This window comes from Klenkia sesuvii (assembly GCF_037083825.1).
GTDB classification, from domain to species: domain Bacteria; phylum Actinomycetota; class Actinomycetes; order Mycobacteriales; family Geodermatophilaceae; genus Klenkia; species Klenkia sesuvii.
Map to the genome: position 1 here is coordinate 149,312 of NZ_JBAPLU010000003.1, position 25,130 is coordinate 174,441.

Genomic DNA, 25,130 nt, shown 5'->3' on the forward strand with positions numbered 1-25,130 from the left:
GCCGGCCGGGCGACGCAAGGGGGCGCGGGAGCAGCGCCGCTCGTCGCGCCAGGGGCACGGCCGTTGGCCGCGGTGCGATCCGGAGGATCGCGATGTCCTAGTGCGCGGCGGCGTCCCAGCTCTGGCCGACCCCGACGCTGACGTCGAGGGTGACCGACAGGTCGGCGGCACCGGCCATCTCGGCGCGGACGAGCTCCTCGAGCTCCTCCCGCTCGCCCGGGGCGACCTCGAGCACGAGCTCGTCGTGCACCTGCAGCAGCATCCGGCTGTTCAGCTGCCGCTCGGCGATGCCCCGTTCGACACGCAGCATGGCGACCTTGATGACGTCGGCCGCCGACCCCTGGATGGGGGCGTTGAGGGCCATGCGCTCGGCCATGTCGCGGCGCTGCTTGTTGTCGCTGGTGAGGTCGGGGAGGTAGCGGCGGCGACCCATCGTCGTCTGGGTGTAGCCGGTCTGCCGGGCGTCCTCGACGACGGTGTCCAGGTAGTCGCGGATGCCACCGAACCGCTCGAAGTAGGCCTGCATCTGCACGCGGGCCTCCTCCGGGGTGATCTTCAGCTGCTGGGACAGGCCGTACGCGGAGAGCCCGTAGGCCAACCCGTAGCTCATGGCCTTGATGCGGCGGCGCATCTCGGGGTCGACCTGCTCGAGGGGGATGTCGAAGGCCCGCGCGGCGACGAAGGTGTGCAGGTCCTCCCCCGAGGTGAACGCCTCGATGAGACCGGCGTCCTCGGACAGGTGCGCCATGATGCGCATCTCGATCTGGCTGTAGTCGGCGGTCATGAGCGACTCGTAGCCCGCGCCCACCACGAACGCCTGCCGGATGCGCCGGCCCTCGGCCGACCGGATCGGGATGTTCTGCAGGTTGGGGTCGGTGGAGGACAGCCGCCCGGTGGCCGCGATGGTCTGCTGGAACGTGGTGTGGATGCGGCCGGCGTCGTCGACCATCGGGATCAGCCCGTCGATGACGGTGCGCAGCCGGGTGACGTCGCGGTGCCGCAGCAGCGCCTCGAGGAACGGGTGCGGGCTGGTCTCCTGCAACCAGGCCAACGCGTCGGCGTCGGTGGTGTAGCCGGTCTTGTTCTTCTTGGTCTTGGGCAGGCCGAGCTGGTCGAACAGGACGGCCTGCAGCTGCTTGGGCGAGCCCAGGTTGATCTCGGTGCCGATGGCCTCGTAGGCGTCGGCGGCGGCCTCGGCGACCTTGCCGGCGAACTCGGACTGCAGGTCGTGCAGCAGGTCCAGGTCGGCGGCGATGCCGCGGGCCTCCATGCGGGCCAGCACCTTGGTCAGCGGGAGCTCGAGCTCGGTGAGCAGCTGGTCGCCGCCCTTCTGGCCGAGCAGCTGCTCGAGGGCGTCGGCCAGGTCGTTCACGGCGACGGCCTTGCGGGCGTCGGAGACCGCGGCCTCGCGGGCCAGGTCGGCCTCGGTGGGGCCCATGCCGTCGAGGGTCAGCTGGGTCTCGGTGGGCGCCGCCTCGACGAGCTCGCGGCGCAGGTAGCGGACGGCGAGGTCGCCGAGGTCGAAGGAGCGCTGCCCCGGCAGGGCCAGGTAGGCCGCCAGGGCGGTGTCGCTGACCTCGCCCTCGAGCTCCCACCCCCGCGCCCAGACCGCCAGCAGCGGGCCCTTCTCCTCGTGCACGACCTTCCGGGCGGCGGGGTCGGCCAACCAGGCCGCGAGGGCCTGCTCGTCGGCGGTGTCGAGCTCGGGGCCGAGGTCGACGAAGACGGTGTGGTCGTCGGCGGCGGCCAGCGCGATGCCCGTGAGCTCGCCGGTGCCCCGGCCCCATGTCCCCCGGAAGACGATGCCCGTGTGGCCCTTGTGGCCGTGCGCGGCCAACCAGTCACCGAGCCCGCCGGCGGGCACCTCGTCGACGGTCACGTCGATGCCGCCGTCGACCTCGGGTTCGGCGCTGGACAGCGTGGCGAACAACCGCTCGCGCAGCACCCGGAACTGCAGGTTGTCGAACAGGGTGTGCACCTCGGACCGGTCCCAGGGCTGCACTGCGAGGTCGGTGGGGTGCAGCTCGAGGGCGACCGTGCGGTCGAGCTCGGTGAGCCGGCGGTTCTGCAGCACCGACGAGAGGTGCTCGCGCAGCTTCTCCCCGACCTTGCCCTTGACGGTGTCGACCTGGTCGACCAGCGCGTCGAGCGAGCCGTACTCGCGCACCCACTTCGCGGCGGTCTTCTCCCCCACGCTCGGGATGCCCGGCAGGTTGTCGGACGGGTCGCCGCGCAGCGCGGCGAAGTCGGGGTACTGGACGGGGCTCAGCCCGTACTTCTCCTCCACCGCGTCGGGGGTGAAGCGGGTGAGGTCGGAGACCCCCTTGCGCGGGTAGAGCACGGTGACGTGCTCGTTCACCAGCTGCAGGGCGTCGCGGTCGCCGGTGCAGATGAGCACGTCCATGCCCGACTCGACGGCCTGGACGGTGAGCGTGGCGATGACGTCGTCGGCCTCGTACCCGGCGGCGGTCAGCACCGGCACCCGGAGGGCGGCCAGGACCTCCTGGATCAGGCTGACCTGGCCACGGAAGTCGGTGGGGCTCTCGGACCTGTTGGCCTTGTACTCGGCGTAGATCTCGCTGCGGAACGTCGTGCGGCCGACGTCGAAGGCCACCGCGAGGTGGGTGGGCGCCTCGTCGCGCAGCACGTTGATGAGCATCGAGGTGAAGCCGTAGACGGCGTTGGTGGGCTGCCCCGTGGTGGTCGAGAAGTTCTCCACCGGCAGCGCGAAGAACGCCCGGTAGGCCAGCGAGTGGCCGTCGAGCAGCAGCAGGCGGGGGCGTTGCCCCGCCGGCACGGTGGTGGATGGGGGGGCCGTCTCGGACACCGGTGCAGACATCGGGGCCATCGTATGGCGGGGGTACGACGGTTCCCGGGCCGATGGCTAGCGTGCGGCCGGTGAGCACCCCGCGCCCTGACTGGGCCCCCGCCGACCTCAGCCCGCTGGACCGCAAGCTGGGCATCGAGATCACCGACCACGACCCCGACCGGCTGGTGGCCACCATCCCGGTCGCCGGCAACGAGCAGCCGTTCGGGCTGCTGCACGGTGGGGCCACCTGCGCGCTGGCCGAGACAGTGGGCTCGTGGGCGGGCGCCCTGCACGCCGGGCCCGGCGGGCAGGTGGTCGGCATCGAGCTCAACGTGAGCTACCTGCGGGGGGCGACCGCCGGCACCGTCACCGCCGTCTGCACACCGGTGCGGCGGGGCCGCACGCTCGCCACCTTCCGCATCGAGATGAGCGACGACCAGGGTCGCCCGACCGCCAGCGCCCGGCTGACCACCTTCCTGAAGCAGGCCTGACCAGCCACGACAGGCCCGGGACCGCCCGGATCGGACCGCCTGCGCCCGGGCTCCCGAGTCGCGTTTGTGTCACGGACCACCTTCAGGACCCAAGACCGCAACACGGGTGGGCTAGTGTCCCGGTCCGATCGCAACCCGTCGTCCACCGGGACACCCCCGGACGGACACCTGCAGACCGCAGCACTCCCACGGCCCAGGAGGTCGAGTGACGCACGCTCCCCACCGTGCCCCCGCGCACGGTGAACGCACGGGCCCGCCGGGCCCCCGGGCTCGGCGCCGGCGGGCGGTGTCCCGCGCCCGGGACCGCGCCCGGCGCCCGTTCGCCCTCGCCCTGCTGCTCGCCGCCCTGGCCGCCGTCTTCGCCGTGCTGCTGCCCGCCGGGGTGGCCAGCGCCGAGGGCGAGTCGGTGCGCGGCACCCTGCAGACCAGCCGCTCGGGCCCCATCGAGGGCGTCGAGGTCACCGTCACCACCCCCGACGGCGACGAGGTGGGCTCGGCCGAGACCGGCGACGACGGCCGGTGGGAGGTGGAGCTGCCGGGCCCGGGCCAGTACGTGGTGTCCATCGACGGCGACGCGCTGCCCGACGGCGTCGTGCTCAACGGCGAGGACAGCCGCACCGTCACCGTCGACACCGGCCGCAACCAGCCGGTCAACCTCGGCCTCAACGACGGCTCCCGCAACGCCGGGGGTGGCGGCATCCGCGCGGTGCAGCTGTTCGTCGACGGGCTCCGGTTCGGGCTCATCATCGCCGTCTGCGCGGTCGGCCTGTCCTTGATCTTCGGCACCACCGGGTTGACGAACTTCGCGCACGGCGAGCTGGTCACCATCGGTGCCATCGTCGCCTGGTACATCAACGTGCAGGGCGGGGTGCCGCTCATCGCGGCCACGCTCATCGCGATGGTGGTCGGGGCCGGGGTCGGCGCGCTCAACGAGCTCGGGCTGTGGCGGCCGCTCCGCCGTCGCGGCACCGGCCTCGTCGCCGCGCTCGTCGTCTCGATCGGGTTGTCGCTGCTGCTGCGCTACGCCATCCAGATCGTCTACGGCGGGTTCTCCAACCCCTACGCCGAGTACCAGTCGCAGCGGGCCGTCGACTACGGCGTGTTCACCATGACCAACCGGGCCCTGGCCTCCATCGTCATCGCCCTGGTCGTCCTGGTCCTCGTGGCGCTCATGCTGCAGCGCACCAAGATCGGCAAGGCCATGCGGGCCGTCGCCGACAACCGTGACCTCGCCGCGTCCTCGGGCATCGACGTCAACCGCGTCATCCTGGTCGTCTGGATGATGGGCGGCGCGCTCGCCGCCCTCGGCGGGGTCCTGCTCGGCCTGTCCGACCAGGTGCAGTGGGACATGGGCTTCCGCCTGCTGCTGCTCATGTTCGCCGGCGTCACCCTCGGTGGCCTGGGCACCGCCTACGGCGCCCTGGTCGGGAGCGTCATCATCGGTGTGTTCGTCCAGATGTCCACCCTGGTCATCCCGGACGACACCAAGTACGTCGGAGGTCTGCTCCTCTTGATCGTCATCCTCGTCATCCGGCCCCAGGGCATCCTGGGCAGCCGGGCCCGGATCGGTTGAGCCGATGAGCGACCTGATCGACGCCCTGCTCATCGGCGTGAAGGCCGGCCTGGGGTTCCAGGCCATCTTCTTCGCGCTGCTGGCCATCGGCATCAACGTCCACTTCGGGTACACCGGCCTGCTGAACTTCGGGCAGATCGCCTTCGCGATGCTCGGCGGGTTCGGCATCGCCATCTCCGTCAGCCAGTGGGGGCTGCCGTTCTGGGTCGGCGTGCTCGTCGGCATCGCCGCGGCCGTCGTCCTGGCCCTGCTGCTGGGCCTGCCCACGCTGCGGCTGCGGGCCGACTACCTGGCGATCGTCACGATCGCCACGGCCGAGGGTCTGCGGCTGCTGTTCCGGTCGGTCTCGGCCACGCCGGTCACCAACGGCACGCGTGGCCTCTCGGCGTTCAACCAGAGCTTCATCGCCCTCGCCCCGTGGGACACCCAGCGCCGGTACCGGATCCTGGGCACCTCGTGGAGCGGCGGCGAGCTCTGGGTGGCCCTGGTCGGCTGGGTCCTCGTCGCGCTGGCCTGCCTGCTGGTCTGGTCGCTCATGCGCAGCCCCTGGGGCCGGGTGCTCAAGGCCATCCGCGAGGACGAGGACGCCGTCCGGGCGCTGGGCAAGAACGTCTACAGCTACAAGATGCAGGCCCTGGTCCTCGGCGCGGTCTTCGGCGCGTTCGGCGGCATGGTCTACGCCGTCGGCACCGGGTCGGCCATCCCCGACCAGTACCAGAACGCCAACACGTTCCTCGCCTACGCCGCCCTGATCCTCGGCGGTGCGGCGCGGGTGCTCGGCCCGGTCGTCGGGTCGATCATCCTGCTGTTCATCCTGCAGTTCGCCGACACCTTCCTGCGGGCGCTGATCAGCAACGGCGTCATCCCCGACGCCCTGCTGTCCTCCACCGACGTGGCCCAGATCCGCTTCGTGCTGGTCGGCATCGGGTTGATCCTGCTGCTGGTCTTCCGGCCGCAGGGCATCTTCGGTGACCGACGAGAGGTGATGCTCGATGCCCGCTGAACCCACCACCGGCTCGACCGCCGCGTCGCACGCCGCGCCCCCGGCCCGGCTGGCGCAGAAGGCCCTGGCCGACCTCCCCTGGGAGGTCGGGGTCGCCAAGCCCGACCCGGCGCTCGTCGTGGACAAGGTGACCCGCACCTTCGGCGGCCTCACCGCCGTGTCGGTGGACCACCTGGAGATCCAGCGCGGTGGCATCACCGGGCTGATCGGCCCCAACGGCGCCGGCAAGACCACGCTGTTCAACCTGCTGACCGGGTTCGACCAGCCCAACACCGGTACCTGGACCTTCGACGGCAGGTCCCTGGGCCGGTTGTCCCCGCACCAGGTCGCGCGGCTGGGCGTGGTGCGCACCTTCCAGCTCACCAAGGCGCTGTCCCGGCTCACCGTGCTGCAGAACATGCTGCTCGGTGCCCAGGGCCAGTCCGGCGAGTCCTTCCTCAAGGCCCTCGTCCCGGGTACCTGGCGCGCGCAGGAGAAGGCCAACACCGAGAAGGCCATGGAGCTGCTCCGGCGGTTCAAGCTCGACGCCAAGAAGGACGACTTCGCCGGCATCCTGTCCGGCGGCCAGCGCAAGCTGCTGGAGATGGCGCGCGCGCTCATGAGCGACCCCCAGGTGGTCATGCTCGACGAGCCGATGGCCGGGGTGAACCCGGCGCTGACCCAGTCCCTGCTGGGCCACGTGAAGGACCTCCGCGAGGAGGGCATGACGGTCGTCTTCGTCGAGCACGACATGGACGTGGTCCGCGACATCAGCGACTGGGTCGTCGTCATGGCCGCCGGCAAGGTCATCGCCGAGGGCCCGCCGGAGTCGATCTCGCAGAACAAGGCCGTCGTCGACGCCTACCTCGGAGCGCACCACGACGCACCGCTCACCAACGAGGAGGAGGACCGCGTCCTGGCCGAGGCCGAGGCCGCGATCGCCCGGGAGGAGGGTGCCGCCCCCGGCGGCACCGCCTCCGCCTCCACCGAGACCATCTCCAGCGAGAAGGACAAGCCATGAGCGACCCGATGTCCGGGGTCGACGACTCCGGCGAGGCCGTCACCCGCGCCGACGCAGCATCGACCGGGGAGCTGTCCCCGGCCGAGAAGGCCGCCACGCGCGAGGAGCACGTCAAGCTCGCCGAGGGCGCGCTGGTGCGGGCCGACGACCTGGTCGCCGGCTACGTGCCCGGGGTCAACATCCTGCAGGGCTGCGACTTCTACCTGCAGGACGGCGAGCTGGTGGGCATCATCGGCCCCAACGGCGCCGGCAAGTCCACGCTGCTCAAGACGCTCTTCGGCCTCATCCCGGTGCGGTCGGGCGCGGTGACGCTGCGCGGGGAGAACATCACCTCGGCGCCGGCGCACAAGCTGGTGCAGCTGGGCGTGGGCTACGTACCGCAGAACAACAACGTGTTCCCCTCGCTCACCATCGCCGAGAACATGCAGATGGGTGTGTACCTGCGGCCCAAGACGTTCAAGGAGCGGTTCGACTACGTCATCGACCTGTTCCCGCTGCTCGGCGAGCGGCGCAACGGCAAGGCCGGGGCGCTGTCGGGCGGGGAGCGGCAGATGGTGGCGATGGGCCGGGCCCTGATGATGGACCCCTCGGTGCTGCTGCTCGACGAGCCGTCGGCCGGTCTGTCGCCGGCCTACCAGGACGAGGTGTTCATCCGCTGCCGCCGGATCAACGCCACCGGTGTCTCGATCATCATGGTCGAGCAGAACGCCCGCCGGTGCCTGCAGATCTGCGACCGCGGCTACGTGCTGGACCAGGGCCGCAACGCCTACACCGACAAGGGCAAGGCGCTGATGAACGACCCCAAGGTCGTCGAGCTCTACCTCGGCACCCTCGCCAAGGCCCAATGACGGACCACTAGAAGGACCCCCTCGCCCCCCGAGCCACGCTGCGCGCGGCCCGGGACCCTGCGAGGGGGCCGTTCCAGCACGTCACCTGCCGGTCGTCCCCACGCGGGGCGGCCGGCAGCGTGCTGTCATGGGCCGTGCCCCCCGGCCCTGACCCTCGACCGCACCCGGTGACCCGGGAGCAGCTGGACGCGCAGAACCTGGCCTGGCGCGGCACGCCGGCCGAGGACGACCGATGACCGTCCTCGCCGTCGTGCACCTGGTCCTGGTCGCCGCCTACGCGGGGTTCCAGTGGACCGTGCGGGTCGTGGTGTACCCGCAGATGGCCGGGGTCGGAGCGGGGTTCGCCGCCTACGAGCGGGCCCACCAGCAGCGGATCGCCCGGGTGGTGGGGCCGCTGTTCGCCGGGCAGGGCGTCACCACCTGCTGGCTGGTCGTGCTCGCCCTCCGCGGGTCCGCCCCCGCCGTCCCCGTGCTGGCCGGCGGCGTGTGCCTGGCCGTCGTGCTGGGTGCGACCTGGCTCGGGGCCGTCCCCCAGCACCGGGTCCTCGACCGGGGGTGGGACGCCGTCGCGCACCGACGGCTCCTGCGGGTGGACTCCGTACGGGTCGCCGCGGCCTCCGCCGGGCTCGCCGCCGCCGTCTGGCTGGTCCTGGGCTGAGACGCAGAACGGCCCGGCTCCCTCGCGGGGGCCGGGCCGTTCCGTGCTGGCTACGTCAGCGCTGCGGGCCGATGCCCTGGGCGTTGAGCTGCTGGATGATCCGCGAGGACTCCTCGAAACCGATGACCACGATGGCGTCGGGGTTGAAGTCCACCATCCGCTGCACCTCGGAGTCGAAGTTGGCAGCCTGCGGGTCGTAGGTGATCGACACGATGCTGTCCTCCGACAGACCGTCGCTGATCAGGTTGTTGCGGGTGTTCTCCGACAGACCCGTGCCGTACGGGTCGTTCAGCGCCAGGATGCCGACCGTGTTGTTGCCGTCGGCGCCGATCAGGTCGGCCAGCGCCCGGGCCTGCAGCGTGTCCGGGGGCGCGGTGCGGAAGTACAGCCCCTGGTCGTTGTAGGTGGTGAACTGGTCGGAGGTGTTGGCCGGGGAGAACTGCAGCACACCGGCGCCGGTGATGGCGTCGATGACGGTGAGGCTCACGCCCGACGACGCCGCGCCGATGATCGCGTTCACGCCGGACTGCAGCAGCCGGTCCACGGTCTGGGTGGCGGTGTCGGTCGAGGTGTCACCGGAGTCACCCTCGACGAGCTGGACCGGCTGGCCCAGGACGCCGCCGGCGGCGTTGATGTCGTTGATCGCCAGCTGGACGCCGGCGACCTCCGGCGGGCCGAGGAAGGCCAGGTTGCCGGTCAGCGGCAGCAGCGTGCCGATGACCAGCGCCTCACCGGTGGCGCCCGGCGCGGCGTAGGCCGGGCCCTCGTCGGTGGTGGCGTTGGCCTCGTCGCCGGCGATGACGTAGTCGGTCAGGCTGTCGTCGAGCTGGTTGTCCTCGCCGAACTGCAGCAGGCCGAAGGACGCCTGGGCCGGCTCACCGGCGTCGGTGAAGCTCAGCGGGCCGGTGATGCCGTCGTAGTCGACGTTCCCGCCGGCGTTGATGATGTCCAGGCAGCCCTGGAAATCGGTGCAGGCGTCGCCGCCGATGGTGATGCCGTTGACGTAGGGCCCGAAGGTGGTGGCCTGGTTGCTGCCCGCCGCCTGGGCCGCCAGCGCCGTGACGATGACGGCGTCGTAGGACTCACCGGCGTAGTTGAAGTCCTGCAGGTTGGGGTCGACCTCGAGCAGCCGGTCGGTGAAGTCGCCGGAGAGCTCGGTGAGGGGCGTGGTGCCCTTCATCCCGGCGAGCGCACCCTCCTCGGTGAAGTCGTTGCCCAGGGCGTTGCCCATGTTGCCGTCGGTGCCGTAGACGTTGACCTGCTTGCTGCCGCCGTCCCCGCCGCCGGTGGCCCCGTTGTCGTCGCTGTCGCTGCCGCCGCCACAGGCGGTCGCAGCGAGCAGGACGGCACCGGACACGGCGACGGCGCGGGCGAAGGTGCCAGTGCGCATCAAGTGACTCCCAGTGTGGTGGTTCATCGCTCGACCGGGCCGACCCGGGCGCCGAGGCACCCCGACCCGTCCGGTCAGTGTCGAGAACCTAACCGCGATCCGGGACCGCATCGGCCTCTCGGGTCGCACCGTGACCCGGTTGTGACCTGGGCAACCCCCCGGACACACATCCGACCCACGCCCCTCACCCGGGACGAGCCGGACGTGGTCGGGCCCACGCGGGTCAGGGGGCGGCGGTCTGCGCCGGCCCGGCCTCGCCGCTGAGCACGAGCGCCGCGAGCGCCTTCATGGAGGTGCGCTCGTTCATCGCGGTGCGCTGGATCCAGCGGAACGCCTCGGCCTCGGTGATGCCCCGGTCGGCCATGAGCTTGCCCTTGGCCTGCTCGACCACCTTGCGGGCCTCGAGCCGCTCCTTGAGGTCGCCGACCTCGGCGTCCAGGGCGGTCATCTCGACGAACCGGGCACGGGCCACCTCGATGGCCGGCACCAGGTCGGCCTTGGAGAACGGCTTGACCAGGTAGGCCATCGCGCCGGCGTCGCGGGCCCGCTCGACCAGCTCGCGCTGGGAGAAGGCGGTGAGCACGATGACCGGGGCGATGCGGGCCGCGGCGATCTGCTCGGCCGCCGAGAGCCCGTCGAGCACCGGCATCTGCACGTCGAGGACGACCAGGTCGGGGCGCACCTCGCGAGCGGTGTCGACCGCCGCCTGGCCGTCGCCGACCTCGCCGACGACGACGTACCCCTCCTCCTCCAGCATCTCCTTGAGGTCGAGACGGATCAGTGCCTCGTCCTCGGCGATGAGGACCCGGGTCGGCTCGTTGCTCACCGGCACACCCTATCGAGACCGGACCGCCGGTGCCCGTACTCTCCCGGGAGGGCCCCCGTACCCCAACGGCAGAGGGATCGGATTCAAAACCCGCACAGTGTCCGTTCGAATCGGACCGGGGGCACGTGACAGGCCACATGACACCCGAGGAGTTCCGGCGCTACGGGCACGAGGTGGTGGACTGGGTCGCCGACCACATGGGTCGCGTCGAGTCGTTGCCGGTCCGCTCCCAGCTGGCCCCGGGTGACGTCCGGGCCGAGCTCCCGGCCTCGGCCCCCGAGCAGGGCGGGTCGGTGGCCGACCTGCTGGCCGACCTCGACCGCGTGGTCGTGCCCGGGCTGACGCACTGGCAGCACCCCGGCTTCTACGGCTACTTCCCGGCCAACACCTCCGGGCCCTCGGTCCTGGGCGACCTGGTCAGCTCCGCACTGGGCGTGCAGGGCATGTCGTGGGTGACCAGCCCCGCCTGCACCGAGCTCGAGCAGCACGTCATGGACTGGTTCGTCGAGCTCCTGGGCCTGCCCGAGGCCTTCACCCACGGCAGCACCGGCGGCGGCGTGGTGCAGGACTCCAGCTCGGGGGCCAACCTCGTCGCGCTGCTGGCCGCGCTGCACCGGGCCACCGGCGGGGCCACCGTGCGCATCGGGGTCGAACCGGGTGCGATGACCGTCTACGTGTCGGCGCAGACGCACTCCAGCATGGAGAAGGCCGCCCGCATCGCCGGGCTGGGCACCGACGCCGTGCGGGTCGTGCCGGTCGACGGCGACCTGGCGATGCGGCCCGAGGACCTCGCCCGCCGCATCGACTCCGACGTCGCGCGTGGGTTCACCCCCGTCCTGGTCTGCGCCACGGTCGGGACGACGTCGACCGGCGCGTTCGACCCGCTGGCCGCCCTCGGTCCGGTCTGCCGGGACCGGGGGGTCTGGCTGCACGTGGACGCCGCCTGGGCGGGGGTGTCGGCCGTCGCGCCCGAGCTGCGCCACCTGCAGGAGGGCGTGGAGTGGGCCGACAGCTACACGACCGATGCCCACAAGTGGTTGCTCACCGGCTTCGACGCGACCCTGTTCTGGACCGCCGACCGGGCCGCGCTCACCGGGGCGCTGGCGATCCTGCCGGAGTACCTGCGCAACGCGGCCACCGAGAGCGGCGCCGTCGTGGACTACCGCGACTGGCAGATCGAGCTCGGCCGTCGCTTCCGGGCGCTGAAGCTGTGGTTCGTGCTGCGCTGGTACGGCGCCGAGGGCCTGCGCGAGCACGTGCGGGGGCACGTCGCGCTGGCGCAGGAGCTCGCCGCGTGGGCGCGCGCCGACGACCGCTTCGACGTCGTCGCCCCGCACCCGCTGTCGCTGGTGTGCCTGCGGCCCCGCTGGGCGCGGGGGGTGGACGCCGACGTCGCCACGATGACCCTGCTCGAGCGGCTGGCCGACGGCGGCGAGGTCTTCCTGACCCACACCACGGTGTCCGGTGAGGCCGTGCTCCGGGTGGCGATCGGCTCCCCCGCCACCGAGCGGCGGCACGTCGAGCGGCTGTGGGCGCTGCTGTGCGAGGGCCACGACTGGCTGGCCCGCGACTTCGCCGAGGCCAGCGAGGCAGCCGCAGCCGCGCAGGCCGCCGCCCGGGCCGAGCGGGAGGCCGCCGCGGCCCGTGCGGCCGCCGACGCGGACCCCGGGGAGGGCGAGGGGTAGGTCAGCCGCCGAAGGAGCGGATGAGGCCCTCCTGGGCCACGGTGGCCACGTGCGTGCCGTCGGCGGCCCAGATCTGCCCCAGGCACATCGCCCGCCCGGCCACCGCGGCCGGGCTGTCGGTCTCGTAGAGGAACCACTCGTCGGCCCGGACGGGGCGGTGGAACCACACGGCGTGGTCCAGGCTGGCGCCCACGGTCTCCCCGCTCCAGCCGCCCCCGATCCGGGCCAGCCCGGCCGAGAGCAGGGTGAGGTCGGAGACGAAGGTCAGCGCGGCGGCGTGCACGCCGTCGTCCTGGGGCAGCCGACCGGTGACCCGGAACCACCCGCGGCTCTGCGTGTGCGGGTGCACCTTGGGCGCGGGGTCGAAGGGGTCCTCCAGGTAGCGCTGCTCGACGGCCACCGCCAGGGCGCGGGCACCGGTGGCCCGACCCGGGTGCGCCGCAGCGATCTCGTCCACCCCGGGCAGGCCCACCGGCCCCGGAACGTCGGGCATCGGGAGCGAGTGCTCCACCACCGGCCGCTCCCCCGCCGTGAAGTCGGCCGTCATCGCGAAGATGGCGACGTCCTCGCCCTTGCGGGTCTGCCGGGCGAGCACCCGCCGGGTGCTGAACGACCGGCCCTCGCGGATGCGGTCGACCTCGAAGCGGATCTCGGTGTGCGGGTCACCCGGGCGCAGGAAGTACGAGTGCAGCGAGTGCACCGCCCGGTCGGCCGTCACGGTGCGGGTGGCCGCGGTCAACGACTGGGCGGCCACCTGCCCGCCGAAGATCCGCTGCAGCGGGGTCTCCGGCGTGCGGCCCACGAACAGGCCCGGCTCGCGCTCCTCCAGCGACAGCACCTCCATCAGGGCCGCCGCGTGCGACTCACCGTTCAAGCGTGCGTGCCGATCTCGTGCACGCGGATGAGGTTGGTCGAGCCCTGGATGTTGGGCGGGGACCCGGCGACGACGACCACCCGGTCGCCCTCCTTGAGACGCCCGATCGACATGAGCGAGAAGTCGACCTGGCCGACCATGTCGTCGGTGTGGCCGACCTGGGGCACGAGGAAGGTCTCGACCCCCCACGACAGCGCCATGCGGCTGCGCACCCGCGGGTCGGTGGTGAAGGCCAGGATGGGCAACCGGGTGTGCAGCGCGGCCAGCCGGCGCACGGTGTCACCGGTCATCGTGAAGGCGGCCAGGGCGTCGACGTCCAGCGCCTCCCCCACCTCCCGGGCGGCCCGCACGATGGCTCCCGAACGGGAGCCGGACTTGCGCACCAGCGCCGGCACGCGCACCGCGTCGGTCTCGACCGCGTCGATGATGCGCTCCATCGTGCGCACCGCGGCGATCGGGTACTTGCCGACCGAGGTCTCCCCCGACAGCATCACCGCGTCCGCGCCGTCGAGGACGGCGTTGGCGACGTCGGAGGCCTCCGCCCGCGTGGGCCGCGACGAGGTGATCATCGACTCGAGCATCTGCGTGGCCACGATGACCGGCTTGTTGCGCTCGCGGGCGGCCTGCACGGCGCGCTTCTGCACCAGCGGGACCTGTTCCAGCGCGAGCTCGACGCCGAGGTCGCCGCGGGCGACCATGATGCCGTCGAAGGCCTCCACGATGGCCTCGAGGTTCTCCACCGCCTCCGGCTTCTCCAGCTTGGCGATCACCGGGACCTCGACGTCCTCCTGGCGCATGATCTCCCGCACCAGCTCGACGTCCTCGGCGCGGCGGACGAACGACAGGGCGACGAAGTCCACCGACAGGCTGAGGGCGAACCGGAGGTCGGCGGCGTCCTTCTCGCTGAGGGCGGGCACGCTCACGGCGACCCCGGGCAGCGACAGACCCTTGTTGTTGGAGACCTTGCCGCCCTCGAGCACCAGGCACCAGACGTCGGGACCGTCGACCTCGACCACGGTGAGGGCCAGGTTGCCGTCGTCGACCAGCAGGCGGTCGCCGACCCGGACGTCGTTGGCCAGGTTCTTGTAGGTGGTGCCGACCCGCTCGGCGGTGCCCTCGACGTCCTCGACGGTGATGCACACGCGCGAGCCGGTCTCCCAGACGACCGGGCCCTCGGCGAAGCGGCCGAGGCGGATCTTGGGGCCCTGCAGGTCGGCGAGGACGGCGACGGCCCGCCCGACCGTGTCCGACGCCTGCCGGACGAGGTGGTAGTTGCGCTCGTGGTCGGCGTGCTCACCGTGGCTGAAGTTCAGCCGGGCGACGTCCATGCCGGACTCGACGAGGGCGGTGATCTGCTCCGCGGAACCCACCGCGGGGCCGAGTGTGCAGACGATCTTGGCGCGACGGCTCATGCCCGCAACGCTAGTGCAAGGCAGGACACCCTCCCGACTCCGGGAGGCGGAGCCGAGAGGGTGTCGGGACAGACGTCTTGGACGTCCTACCAGCGCGAATGCACCTCAGCGCAGGGCAACGGCCGTCGGGGTGATCGGCCGCGGGAGCATCGAGGAGCCGGTCAGCCAGGCGTCCACCGCGCCGGCGGCGGCGCGGCCCTCGGCGATGGCCCAGACGATGAGCGACTGCCCGCGGCCCATGTCACCGGCCACGAACACACCGGGCACGGTCGACATGAACTCGGCGTCGCGCACCACGTTGCCGCGCCCGTCGACCTCGACGCCGAGGCCCTCGACCAGGCCCTCCTTCTGCGCACCGGTGAAGCCCATCGCGAGGAACACCAGGTCGGCGGGGAGCTCGCGCTCGGTGCCCTCGATCTTCTGGAACTTCCCGTCGACCATCTCGACGTCGTGCACCAGCACGGCCTTGACGTGGCCGTGGCCGTCGTCGACGAACCGCTCGGTGTTGACCGCGTAGATCCGCTCGCCGCCCTCCTCGTGCGCGGAGGACACCCGCATGATCATCGGGTAGGTCGGCCACGGGTTCCGCGGCCCGCGCGAGGTCGGCGGCTCGGGCATGATCTCCAGCTGCGCCACCGAGGCGGCGCCCTGCCGGTGCGAGGTGCCCAGGCAGTCGGCGCCGGTGTCACCGCCGCCGATGATCACGACGTGCTTGCCGGCCGCGTTGATCGGCGGGTCGTCGAGCTGGCCCAGGCCCTGGCGGTTGCCGTAGGGCAGGAACTCCATGGCCAGGTGGATGCCGGCCAGCTCGCGGCCGGGGGCCGGGAGGTCGCGGCCGATCGTGGCCCCGCCGGACAGGACGACGGCGTCGAAGTCGCCGCGCAGCTGCTCCACGGTGACGTCGGAGCCGGCCGCGCCGACCTCCACCCCGGTGACGAACCGCGTGCCCTCGGCGCGCATCTGGTCCAGCCGCCGGTCCAGGTGCCGCTTCTCCATCTTGAACTCGGGGATGCCGTAGCGCATCAACCCGCCGACGGCGTCGGCCCGCTCGAAGACGGTGACCTCGTGGCCGGCCCGGGTCAGCTGCTGGGCGGCGGCCAAGCCGGCCGGCCCGGAACCGACGACGGCGACCTTCTTGCCCGACAGCTCCGCCGGCGGCTGCGGCTCCACCCACCCCTCGGCGAAGGCGCGGTCGATGATCTCGACCTCGATCTGCTTGATCGTGACCGGCGCCTCGGTCAGGTTGAGCACGCACGACCCCTCGCAGGGCGCCGGGCACAGCCGCCCGGTGAACTCCGGGAAGTTGTTCGTGGCGTGCAGCCGCTCGATCGCCTCGCGCCAGTCGTCGCGGCGCACCAGGTCGTTCCACTCGGGGATGAGGTTCCCCAGCGGGCAGCCGTGGTGGCAGAACGGGATGCCGCAGTCCATGCAGCGGGCCGCCTGGGTGCGCAGCGTGGCGGAGGTGAAGGCCTCCTCGCCGCCGGCCTGGCGCTCGAGGTAAACCTCCTTCCAGTCCCGGATGCGGACGTCGACGGGTCGCCGGGGCGGCGTCGTCCGCTCGTACTTCAGGAACCCGGTGCTGTCAGCCACGTGCCGCCTCCATCACAGCTCGATCCACGTCGTACCCGGCGGCCTCGGCGGCCCGGCGGGCCTCCAGGGCACGTCGGTAGTCCCGCGGCATGATCACGCTGAACCGCTCGGACCAGCGGCCCCAGTCGGCCAGCAGCGAGGCGGCCACGCTGGAGCCGGTCTCCTCGCGGTAGCGGGCCAGGGTGTCCCGCAGCCAGAGCGAGTCCTCGGTCGAGAGGGTCTCGACGTCGACCATCTCGCCGTTGACCCGGTGCACGGCCAGGTCGAGCACGTAGGCGATGCCGCCGCTCATGCCCGCGGCCACGTTGCGCCCGGTCTCGCCGAGGATGATCGCCCGGCCGCCGGTCATGTACTCGCAGGCGTGGTCGCCCACGCCCTCGACGATCGCCAGCGCGCCGGAGTTGCGGACGCAGAAGCGCTCGCCGACCCGCCCGCGCAGGAAGATCTCCCCGCCGGTGGCGCCGTAGCCGATCACGTTGCCGGCGATGACGGCGTCCTCGGCGGCGAAGCTGGCCGCGGGGTCGGGCCGGACGACGATGCGGCCACCCGACAGGCCCTTGCCGACGTAGTCGTTGGCGTCCCCGTGCAGCCGCATCGTGATGCCGGCGGGCACGAAGGCGCCGAACGACTGACCGGCCGACCCCTCGAAGGTGAGGTCGATGGTGCCGTCGGGGAGACCGGCGCCGCCGAACCGGCGGGTGACCATCGCGCCCAGCATCGTGCCGACCGTGCGGTTCACGTTGCGCACCGGGAGCTGCAGGCTCACCGGGCGGGCGTCGAGCAGCGCACCCTCGCACAGCTGGATGAGCGTCTGGTCCAGCGCGACGTCCAGACCGTGGTCCTGGCCGCGGACCCGGCGGCGCGGGGCGCCCTCGGGCAGCTCCGGCAGGGCCAGCACCGGCGCGAGGTCCAGCCCGGCGGCCTTCCAGTGGTCGACGGCGGCGCGGGTCTCGAGCACCTCGACCTGGCCGACGGCCTCCTCGATGGACCGGAAGCCCAGCTGCGCGAGGATCTCGCGCACCTGCTCGGCCAGGAACTCGAAGAACGTGACGACGAACTCGGGCTGGCCGGTGAAGCGCTTGCGCAGCTCGGGGTTCTGGGTGGCGACGCCGACCGGGCAGGTGTCCAGGTGGCAGACGCGCATCATCACGCAGCCGCTGACCACCAGGGGCGCGGTGGCGAAGCCGAACTCCTCACCGCCCAGCAGGGCGGCGACGACGACGTCGCGGCCGGTCTTCATCTGGCCGTCGACCTGCACGGTGATGCGGTCGCGCAGCCCGTTGACCAGCAGCGTCTGCTGGGTCTCGGCCAGGCCGAGCTCCCACGGGGACCCGGCGTGCTTGAGCGAGGTCAGCGGTGCCGCGCCGGTGCCGCCGTCGTGCCCGGAGATGAGGACGACGTCGGCGTGCGCCTTGGACACCCCCGCCGCGACCGTGCCCACGCCGACCTCGGACACGAGCTTGACGTGCACCCGCGCCTCGTTGTTGGCGTTCTTGAGGTCGTGGATGAGCTGCTTGAGGTCCTCGATGGAGTAGATGTCGTGGTGCGGCGGCGGGGAGATCAGGCCGACGCCGGGGGTGGAGTGCCGGGTGCGGGCCACCCACGGGTAGACCTTCGAGCCCGGCAGCTGGCCACCCTCGCCGGGCTTGGCGCCCTGGGCCATCTTGATCTGGATGTCGTCGGCGTTGACCAGGTACTCGCTGGTCACCCCGAAGCGGCCGCTGGCCACCTGCTTGATCGCCGAGCGGCGCAGGTCGCCGTTCTCGTCGGGGGTGAAGCGGTCGGGGTCCTCCCCGCCCTCACCGGTGTTGGACTTGCCGCCCAGGCGGTTCATCGCGATGGCGAGGGTCTGGTGGGCCTCGGCGGAGATGGAGCCGTAGCTCATCGCCCCGGTGGAGAACCGCTTGACGATCTCGCTGGCCGGCTCGACCTCCTCGAGCGGCACCGGCGGGCGCACGCCCTCCTTGAAGGAGAACAGCCCGCGCAGGGTGGAGGCGTCCTTGGACAGCTGGTCGACGGCGTCGGTGTACTTCTGGAAGACGTCGTACTGGCGCGACCGGGTGGCGTGCTGCAGCAGGAAGACCGTCTCGGGGTTGAACAGGTGGATCTCGCCCTCGCGGCGCCACTGGTACTCACCGCCCACGGTGAGCTTGCGGTGGGCGACCTCGGTCGGGTTCGAGGGGTAGGCCCGGCGGTGGCGCATGGCCACCTCCTCGGCGAGGACGTCGAGGCCGACGCCGCCCAGGGTGGACGACGTCCCGGTGAAGTACTCCTCGACCACGTCGTGGGAGAGCCCGACGGCCTCGAAGATCTGGGCCATCGTGTACGAGCCGACGGTGCTGATGCCCATCTTGCTCATGACCTTCAGGACGCCCTTGCCCATGGCCTTGACCACGTTGCGCACGGCCTGGGCCGGCTGCACCCCGGTGAGCAGGCCGTCGCGGATGAGGTCCTCGACGCTCTCGAACGCCAGGTAGGGGTTGACCGCGGCGGCGCCGTAGCCCAGCAGCAGGGCGACGTGGTGCACCTCGCGGCAGTCGCCGGACTCGACGACGAGGCCGACCTCCATGCGGGTGCGCTCGCGCACCAGGTGGTGGTGCACCGCAGCGGTCATGAGCAGCGACGGGATGGGCGCGCGCTTCTCGTCGCAGTCGCGGTCGGAGAGCACGATGACCCGGGCGCCGGCGGAGATGGCCTTGCTGACCTTGGTCTGCAGGTCGCGCACGGCCTGCTTCAGCGCCTCGCCACCGCCGTCGACGTCGAAGTGGCCGGTGATCCGGACGGCGGCGAAGCCGGGCAGGTCGCCGTCGTCGTCGATGTGCAGGATCTTGGCCAGCTCGTCGTTGTCGATGACCGGGTAGGGCAGCACGACCTGGCGGCAGGACGCCGGGCGGGCCTCCAGCAGGTTGCCCTCGGGCCCGAAGGTGCGGCCCAGGCTGGTCACCAGCTCCTCGCGGATGGCGTCCAGCGGCGGGTTGGTCACCTGGGCGAAGAGCTGGTTGAAGTAGTCGTAGAGCAGCCGGGAGCGGTCGCTCAGCGCGGCCACCGGGGTGTCGGTGCCCATGGAGCCGATCGGCTCGGCGCCGCTGGCGGCCATCGGCTGCAGCAGGACGCGCAGCTGCTCCTCGGTGTAGCCGAACAGCAGCTGCCGCCGGACGACGGACTCGTGGCTGGGCCGGGAGCGGCGGCGCTCGGGCAGCGAGGGCAGGTGGATCAGCCCGGCGTGCAGCCAGTCGTCGTAGGGGTGCTCGGCCGCCAGGGCGCCCTTGACCTCGTCGTCGCTGACCATGCGGCCCTGCGCGGTGTCGAGCAGGAACATGCGGCCGGGCTTGAGCCGGCCCTTGGCGACGACGTCGGCGGCCGGGATGTCGAGCACCCCGACCTCCGAGGCCAGCACGACGACGTCGTCCTTGGTGCGCCACCAGCGACCCGGGCGCAGGCCGTTGCGGTCGAGCACCGCCCCGATGAGCGTGCCGTCGGTGAAGCAGACGCACGCCGGCCCGTCCCAGGGCTCCATCACGGCGGAGTGGAAGCGGTAGAACGCCCGGCGGGCGGCATCCATCTCGGCGTGGTTCTCCCACGCCTCGGGGATCATCATGAGCACCGCGTGCGGCAGCGAGCGGCCCGACAGGTGCAGCAGCTCGAGCACCTCGTCGAAGGTCGCCGAGTCGCTGAAGTCACCGGCGGTGAGCGGGAAGATGCGCTCGAGGCCCAGCTCGGAGGCGGGACCGGCCGGACCGTCGAACAGGTCGGTGTGCAGCTTGGCCTCGCGGGCCCGCATGCGGTTGCGGTTGCCCTTGATGGTGTTGATCTCGCCGTTGTGGGCGATGGCCCGGAACGGGTGGGCCAGCGGCCAGCTCGGGAAGGTGTTGGTGGAGAACCGGCTGTGCACCAGCGCGATCGCCGAGGCGTAGCGCTCGTCGGTCAGGTCGGGGAAGAACGCGGGCAGCTGGTCGGTGGTCAGCATGCCCTTGTAGGTGATCGTGCGCGAGGACAGCGAGGCGAAGTACAGCGAGCTGCCGGCCTCGGTGGCGGCGCGCTCGGCCCGCTTGCGCAGGACGAACGCGCGCCGCTCGAGCCGGGTGACGCCGTGGTTGACCGCGGTGCCGCCGAAGGCGGTCTCGTCGGCGCGGGCCTTGGTGGCCTCGGCGACGAACAGCTGCGCGAAGTGCGGCATGACCGCCAGCGCGGTGGGGCCGATGTCGGCGCCCTCGGGGTCGATGGGCAGCTCGCGCCAGCCGAGGACGACGAGGCCCTCCTCGCCGGCCAACCGGTCGACGTCGGCCACGCGCTCGGCGCGCTCGGCGGCGTCCTGCGGCAGGAAGCCGACGCCGACGGCGTACTCCCCCAGCGGCGGCAGGTCGAACTGGACCTCGGCCCGCAGCAGGGCGTCGGGCACCTGGGTGAGGATCCCGGCGCCGTCACCGGAGTTGGGCTCGGAACCCGCCGCACCGCGGTGGTCGAGGTTGTGCAGCGCGGTGAGGCCCATGGCCACGATCGACCGCGACCGGCGACCCTGCGCGTCGGCCACGAAGGCCACACCGCACGCGTCGTGCTCGTTGGCCGGGTCGTAGAGGCCGGTGGCCGACGGGACGGCGGAGAACGGCACACGGGTCGCGGCCGGGGCCCCGGTGGGAGCGAGTTCCTGGTTCGGCGTGCTGGAGGTGGACATGTCACTCCCGTCGAACGGCTGTCCCTCCGCGTCCGGCGGGCCGGAGCGGGGGCGGGGGCCCGAGGGGCCCGGCCGGGTGGTGGTCAGGGGCAGGCAGGGGGCTGGCGCACCGGGTGGTTCGGTGGTTCGGACGGCATCGGCTGGGTGGCCGGATGTCGGGTGTCGCGCGCACCGCAGGCGAAGCCCGCGGGTTGTCGTGGCGCGGGGCGTCGCTGGCCCGGTTCCGACGTCGGCTCACCGCCCGGGATCTCCGGGTGGCTGCGCGCCGAGAGTACACAGAACCGTCACGGATCCGACACGCCCGGGAGGTGAGGCGAACGTCTCGTTCAGGTCTGCTCGCGGGGGCCGTCCTCCGGGCGCGCCCGGGTGCTGCCGGTCGGCTCCGGGTCGTCCTCCCCCGCCCGGGCGGCGGCCTCGGCGCCCCGGGTCAGCTGCTCGCGCGGCCGGCCGCGCTGCCAGACCAGGTAGGCGACGGCGGCCAGGCCGACGACGACCGCGGTGAACACGTTGAGCCGCACCCCGAAGAAGCGCTCGGCGGTGTCGATGCGCAGCGTCTCGATCCAGCCGCGCCCCAGGCAGTAGGCGGCGACGTAGAGCGCGAAGGCCCGGCCGTGGGAGAGCTGGAACCGGCGGTCGGCCCAGACCACGAGTGCGGCGGCGGCCAGGTTCCACAGCAGCTCGTACAGGAACGTGGGGTGGAAGGTGGCGAACTGCTCGTACCCGGCCGGTCGGAACTGCGGGTCGATCTCCAGGCCCCACGGCAGGTCGGTGGGGGCGCCGAACAGCTCCTGGTTGAACCAGTTGCCCAGCCGCCCCACGGCCTGGGCGACCAGCAGGCCCGGTGCCAGGGCGTCGGCGAAGACCGGCAGCGGGATGCCGCGGCGCCGGCAGGCGATCCACGCCCCGACGGCACCCAGCGCGATGGCGCCCCAGATGCCCAGGCCGCCCTCCCAGATGTAGAGCGCGCGGACCGGGTCACCGTTCTCGCCCCAGTAGGGCTCGGGCGTGGTGATGACGTGGTAGAGCCGGCCGCCGACGATGCCGAAGGGCACCGCCCACACCGCGATGTCGAGGACGTCGCCGGGCGCCCCGCCGCGGGCGACGAACCGCTTCTCGGTGAGCCAGGCGGCCAGCACGATGCCGGCGATGATGCACAGCGCGTAGGCCCGCAGCGGGAAGGGCCCGAGGTGCCAGACCCCCTGGGACGGGCTCGGGATGGAAGCGAGCAGCTCGGCGGTCACCGGCGGCGCACCCCGGCGGCGAGGTCGGCCGACAGTGCGCGCACGCCGTCGGGGCCGTGCCCGTCGAGCAGCTGCCGCACGTAGGCCGACCCGACGATGACGCCGTCGGCGAAGGCGGCCACCTCGGCGGCCTGGTCGCCGTTGCTGACCCCCAGGCCGACGCAGACCGGGGTGTCCGCGCCGACGCCGCGGGTGCGCTCGACCAGCACCTGGGCGGTGTCGCCCACGCTGTCCCGGGTGCCGGTGACGCCCATCGTGGAGGCGGCGTAGACGAACCCGCGGGCGGCGCGCACGGTGGCGGCGAGGCGGGCGTCGGTCGAGGACGGCGCGACCAGGAAGACGCGGTCGAGCCCGGCCGCGTCGCTGGCGGCCAGCCAGTCGGCGGCCTCGTCGGGGATGAGGTCGGGGGTGATCGCGCCCGCTCCCCCGGCGGCGGCCAGGTCGGTGGCGAACCGCTCGACGCCGTAGCGCTCGACGGGGTTCCAGTAGCTCATCACCACCGGGACGGCACCGGCGGCGGCCACCGCCGAGACCGCGGTGAGCACGTCGGCCATGCCCGTGCCGGCCCGCACGGCCACGTCCACGGCCTCCTGGATGGTCGGGCCGTCCATGCCCGGGTCGGAGTAGGGCACCCCGATCTCCACGACGTCTGCGCCCAGCCCGCCCCCGCCGCCCTCGACGGCGGCCACCATGGCCGCCACCGAGTCCTCGACCGTCGGGTAGCCCACCGGGAGGTAGGCGATGAGGGCGGCCCGGCCCTCCTCGTTGGCCTGCCGGATCCGGTCGTGCAGTGCGCTCACAGCGCGTCCCCGTCCTGCACGGTCGTCTCGGCCGGCCCGCCCAGCGGCGGGCCCGGGTCGGCGCCGCGGCCGGCCTCGACCGCGCGTTCGTCGGTGTCGGTGGGTGCGGTGTCGGTGCCCAGCCCGAACCACGCGCTGGCGGTCTCGACGTCCTTGTCGCCGCGGCCGGAGAGGTTGACCAGCAGCAGGGCACCCTCGCCCAGCTCGCGACCCACCTGGATGGCCCCGGCGAGGGCGTGCGCGCTCTCGATGGCCGGGATGATGCCCTCGGTGCGGCACAGCAGCGCGAAGGCCTCCATGGCCTGGCTGTCGGTGACCGGCCGGTACTCCGCGCGGCCCAGGTCGTGCAGGTGGCTGTGCTCGGGGCCGACGCCGGGGTAGTCCAGGCCGGCGGAGATCGAGTGCGACTCCACGGTCTGGCCGTGGGCGTCCTGCAGCAGGTAGGAGCGGGCCCCGTGCAGCACCCCCGGGTCGCCGCCGGTGATGGAGGAGGCGTGCCGGCCGGTCTCGACGCCGTCGCCGCCGGCCTCCAGCCCGACCAGCCGGACCTCGGCGTCGGGCACGAAGGCGGTGAAGATGCCGATGGCGTTGGAGCCGCCGCCGACGCAGGCGAGCACGGCGTCGGGCAGCCGCCCCTCGCGCTCGAGCAGCTGGGCCCGGGCCTCGTCGCCGATGACGCGCTGGAAGTCGCGGACCATCGCCGGGAACGGGTGCGGGCCGGCGACGGTGCCGAACACGTAGTTGGTGGTCTCCACGTTGGTCACCCAGTCGCGGAAGGCCTCGTTGATGGCGTCCTTGAGGGTGCGCGAACCGGTGGTGACCGGCACGACCTCGGCGCCCAGCAGCCGCATGCGGGCGACGTTGAGCGCCTGCCGTCGGGTGTCCTCCTCGCCCATGTAGACCACGCACTCCAGGCCCAGCAGAGCCGCGGCGGTGGCGGTGGCGACGCCGTGCTGACCGGCGCCGGTCTCGGCGATGACCCGCTTCTTGCCGATGCGCTGGGTGAGCAGCGCCTGGCCCAGCACGTTGTTGATCTTGTGCGAGCCGGTGTGGTTGAGGTCCTCGCGCTTGAGCAGCACGCGGGCGCCGCCGCAGTGCTCGGCGAACCGCGGCACCTCGGTGATGGGCGAGGGGCGGCCGGTGTAGTCGCGGTGCAGGCGCTCGAACTCGGCCAGGAACACCGGGTCGACCCGCATGGCCTCGTAGGCCTCGGTCAGGTCGTCGAGGGCGGCGATCAGCGCCTCGGGCACGAACCGGCCGCCGTACCGGCCGAAGTGGCCGGTCGCGTCCGGCCACTCCGGGCGCGGCCGCAGCAGGCTCGCGTCGGGCGGGGGCACGGGTGCGGTGGTGGTCACGCCTCATTGTGGCTCGTCCGCGTACGGCCCCCTGGCAGGGGCCCGCCGCGAGCTCGCGAGTGGTGGGGGGCGAGGGGGCCTTATCGGGCGGCGCGGGGGGTGGCGGGGTGCGACCCGGCGGTGACCAGGTCAGCGACCGCCTGGCGCGCGTCGGGAGCGGTGACCAGGCCCTCGCCGACCAGCACGGCGTCGGCGCCGGCGCCGGCGTACTTGATCAGGTCGCGCGGTCCGCGGACGCCGGAGGCGGCCACCTTCACCACGTCGGTGGGCAGGCCGGGGGCGATGCGCTCGAAGGTCTCGTGGTGCATCTCGAGGGTGGTGAGGTCGCGGGCATTGACCCCGATGACCGAGGCACCGGCCTCCAGCGCCCGGGACGCCTCGGCCTCGGTGTGCACCTCGACCAGGGCGGTCATGCCCAGGGACTCGATGCGCTCGCGGAGGCCGACCAGCGCGTTCTGCTCCAGCGCCCCGACGATGAGCAGGACGACGTCGGCGCCGATCGCCCGGGCCTCGTGCACCTGGTAGCTGGACACGACGAAGTCCTTGCACAGCACCGGGACGTCGACGACGGCCCGGACGGCGGCCAGGTCGGCCTGGCTGCCGTGGAACCGGCGGCGCTCGGTGAGCACGCTGATGACCCGCGCACCGCCGTCGGCGTACCGGGCCGCCAGTGCGGCGGGGTCGTCGATGGACGCCAGCGCGCCCTTGGACGGGCTGGTGCGCTTGACCTCGGCGATGACGCCCACGCCGGGCGCGCGCAGCGCGGCCAGGGCGTCGAGGGCGGGGCGGGCGTCGCGCGCGGCGGCCTGCACCTCCGCCAGCGGGAGGGCTGCCTGCCGGGCGGCGACGTCCTCGCGCACGCCGGCGACGATGTCCATGAGCACGTTCACGACCGGGCGCCCG

18 protein-coding genes and 1 tRNA gene are annotated in these 25,130 nt (G+C 72.7%); 8 read left to right on the forward strand and 11 right to left on the reverse strand.

The window, feature by feature from the left end; genetic code table 11:
• Positions 1 to 97 precede the first annotated feature (97 nt).
• Positions 98 to 2,839, reverse strand: coding sequence for a DNA polymerase I (gene polA, locus TEK04_RS04270; RefSeq protein ID WP_336403072.1), 2,742 nt, complete (start codon positions 2,837 to 2,839; stop codon positions 98 to 100).
• Positions 2,840 to 2,898: 59 nt separating this feature from the next.
• Between polA and TEK04_RS04275 the strand changes: the two genes are divergently transcribed.
• The 6 genes from TEK04_RS04275 to TEK04_RS04300 all read left to right on the forward strand — a co-directional run bounded on the left by TEK04_RS04275 (position 2,899) and on the right by TEK04_RS04300 (position 8,382).
• Complete coding sequence (locus TEK04_RS04275) at positions 2,899 to 3,300, forward strand: PaaI family thioesterase (protein WP_336403073.1); 402 nt, start codon at positions 2,899 to 2,901, stop codon at positions 3,298 to 3,300.
• 286 nt (positions 3,301 to 3,586) lie between these two features.
• Positions 3,587 to 4,873 carry a branched-chain amino acid ABC transporter permease gene (locus TEK04_RS04280; RefSeq protein WP_336403074.1) on the forward strand — a complete coding sequence of 429 codons (1,287 nt, stop codon included), beginning with the start codon at positions 3,587 to 3,589 and terminating at the stop codon, positions 4,871 to 4,873.
• Positions 4,874 to 4,877: 4 nt separating this feature from the next.
• On the forward strand, positions 4,878 to 5,876 hold the full coding sequence (locus tag TEK04_RS04285; protein ID WP_336403075.1) for a branched-chain amino acid ABC transporter permease: 999 nt from the start codon (positions 4,878 to 4,880) through the stop codon (positions 5,874 to 5,876).
• A complete protein-coding gene (locus TEK04_RS04290) occupies positions 5,866 to 6,876 on the forward strand; it encodes an ABC transporter ATP-binding protein (protein WP_336403076.1) in 1,011 nt (336 codons plus the stop codon). The genes TEK04_RS04285 and TEK04_RS04290 overlap by 11 nt, the downstream gene beginning before the upstream one ends.
• Positions 6,873 to 7,724, forward strand: coding sequence for an ABC transporter ATP-binding protein (locus TEK04_RS04295; protein WP_336403077.1), 852 nt, complete (start codon positions 6,873 to 6,875; stop codon positions 7,722 to 7,724). The genes TEK04_RS04290 and TEK04_RS04295 overlap by 4 nt, the downstream gene beginning before the upstream one ends.
• A 232-nt stretch (positions 7,725 to 7,956) precedes the next feature.
• Positions 7,957 to 8,382 carry a DUF1772 domain-containing protein gene (locus TEK04_RS04300; protein ID WP_336403078.1) on the forward strand — a complete coding sequence of 142 codons (426 nt, stop codon included), beginning with the start codon at positions 7,957 to 7,959 and terminating at the stop codon, positions 8,380 to 8,382.
• Between the two features lie 55 nt (positions 8,383 to 8,437).
• Here the strand turns inward: TEK04_RS04300 and TEK04_RS04305 are convergent, their stop codons facing one another.
• Together TEK04_RS04305 and TEK04_RS04310 are read right to left on the reverse strand one after the other, a co-directional pair.
• Entirely contained in the window at positions 8,438 to 9,772 is a 1,335-nt protein-coding gene (locus TEK04_RS04305; protein ID WP_336403079.1) for an ABC transporter substrate-binding protein, read from the reverse strand.
• Between the two features lie 223 nt (positions 9,773 to 9,995).
• On the reverse strand, positions 9,996 to 10,598 hold the full coding sequence (locus TEK04_RS04310; RefSeq protein WP_336403080.1) for an ANTAR domain-containing response regulator: 603 nt from the start codon (positions 10,596 to 10,598) through the stop codon (positions 9,996 to 9,998).
• Positions 10,599 to 10,649: 51 nt separating this feature from the next.
• Between TEK04_RS04310 and TEK04_RS04315 the strand changes: the two genes are divergently transcribed.
• Together TEK04_RS04315 and TEK04_RS04320 are read left to right on the forward strand one after the other, a co-directional pair.
• Positions 10,650 to 10,722 (forward strand) — tRNA-Leu (locus TEK04_RS04315).
• 13 nt (positions 10,723 to 10,735) lie between these two features.
• Positions 10,736 to 12,283 carry a pyridoxal phosphate-dependent decarboxylase family protein gene (locus TEK04_RS04320; RefSeq protein WP_336403081.1) on the forward strand — a complete coding sequence of 516 codons (1,548 nt, stop codon included), beginning with the start codon at positions 10,736 to 10,738 and terminating at the stop codon, positions 12,281 to 12,283.
• Position 12,284: 1 nt separating this feature from the next.
• On the opposite strand, the gene TEK04_RS04325 is transcribed toward TEK04_RS04320, so the two are convergent.
• From TEK04_RS04325 to trpC, 8 genes are all read right to left on the reverse strand, one after another.
• Positions 12,285 to 13,157: an acyl-CoA thioesterase gene (locus TEK04_RS04325; RefSeq protein ID WP_336403082.1), complete on the reverse strand. Its 873-nt coding sequence runs from the start codon at positions 13,155 to 13,157 to the stop codon at positions 12,285 to 12,287.
• Positions 13,154 to 14,569, reverse strand: coding sequence for a pyruvate kinase (gene pyk, locus TEK04_RS04330; RefSeq protein ID WP_336403083.1), 1,416 nt, complete (start codon positions 14,567 to 14,569; stop codon positions 13,154 to 13,156). Before pyk ends, TEK04_RS04325 begins: the two co-directional genes overlap by 4 nt.
• A gap of 105 nt (positions 14,570 to 14,674) precedes the next feature.
• The gene (locus tag TEK04_RS04335; protein ID WP_336403084.1) at positions 14,675 to 16,159 is read right to left on the reverse strand and encodes a glutamate synthase subunit beta; all 1,485 of its coding nucleotides are present in this window, start codon (positions 16,157 to 16,159) and stop codon (positions 14,675 to 14,677) included.
• Positions 16,152 to 20,831: a glutamate synthase large subunit gene (gene gltB, locus TEK04_RS04340; RefSeq protein WP_336403085.1), complete on the reverse strand. Its 4,680-nt coding sequence runs from the start codon at positions 20,829 to 20,831 to the stop codon at positions 16,152 to 16,154. Before gltB ends, TEK04_RS04335 begins: the two co-directional genes overlap by 8 nt.
• A gap of 326 nt (positions 20,832 to 21,157) precedes the next feature.
• Complete coding sequence (gene lgt, locus TEK04_RS04345) at positions 21,158 to 22,072, reverse strand: prolipoprotein diacylglyceryl transferase (protein ID WP_336403086.1); 915 nt, start codon at positions 22,070 to 22,072, stop codon at positions 21,158 to 21,160.
• Positions 22,069 to 22,872, reverse strand: a complete 804-nt coding sequence (trpA, locus tag TEK04_RS04350; protein WP_336403087.1) for a tryptophan synthase subunit alpha — start codon at positions 22,870 to 22,872, stop codon at positions 22,069 to 22,071. The genes lgt and trpA overlap by 4 nt, the downstream gene beginning before the upstream one ends.
• On the reverse strand, positions 22,869 to 24,227 hold the full coding sequence (gene trpB / locus TEK04_RS04355) for a tryptophan synthase subunit beta (RefSeq protein WP_336403088.1): 1,359 nt from the start codon (positions 24,225 to 24,227) through the stop codon (positions 22,869 to 22,871). Before trpB ends, trpA begins: the two co-directional genes overlap by 4 nt.
• Before the next feature lie 80 nt (positions 24,228 to 24,307).
• The gene (gene trpC, locus TEK04_RS04360) at positions 24,308 to 25,105 is read right to left on the reverse strand and encodes an indole-3-glycerol phosphate synthase TrpC (protein ID WP_432277314.1); all 798 of its coding nucleotides are present in this window, start codon (positions 25,103 to 25,105) and stop codon (positions 24,308 to 24,310) included.
• Positions 25,106 to 25,130 lie beyond the last annotated feature (25 nt).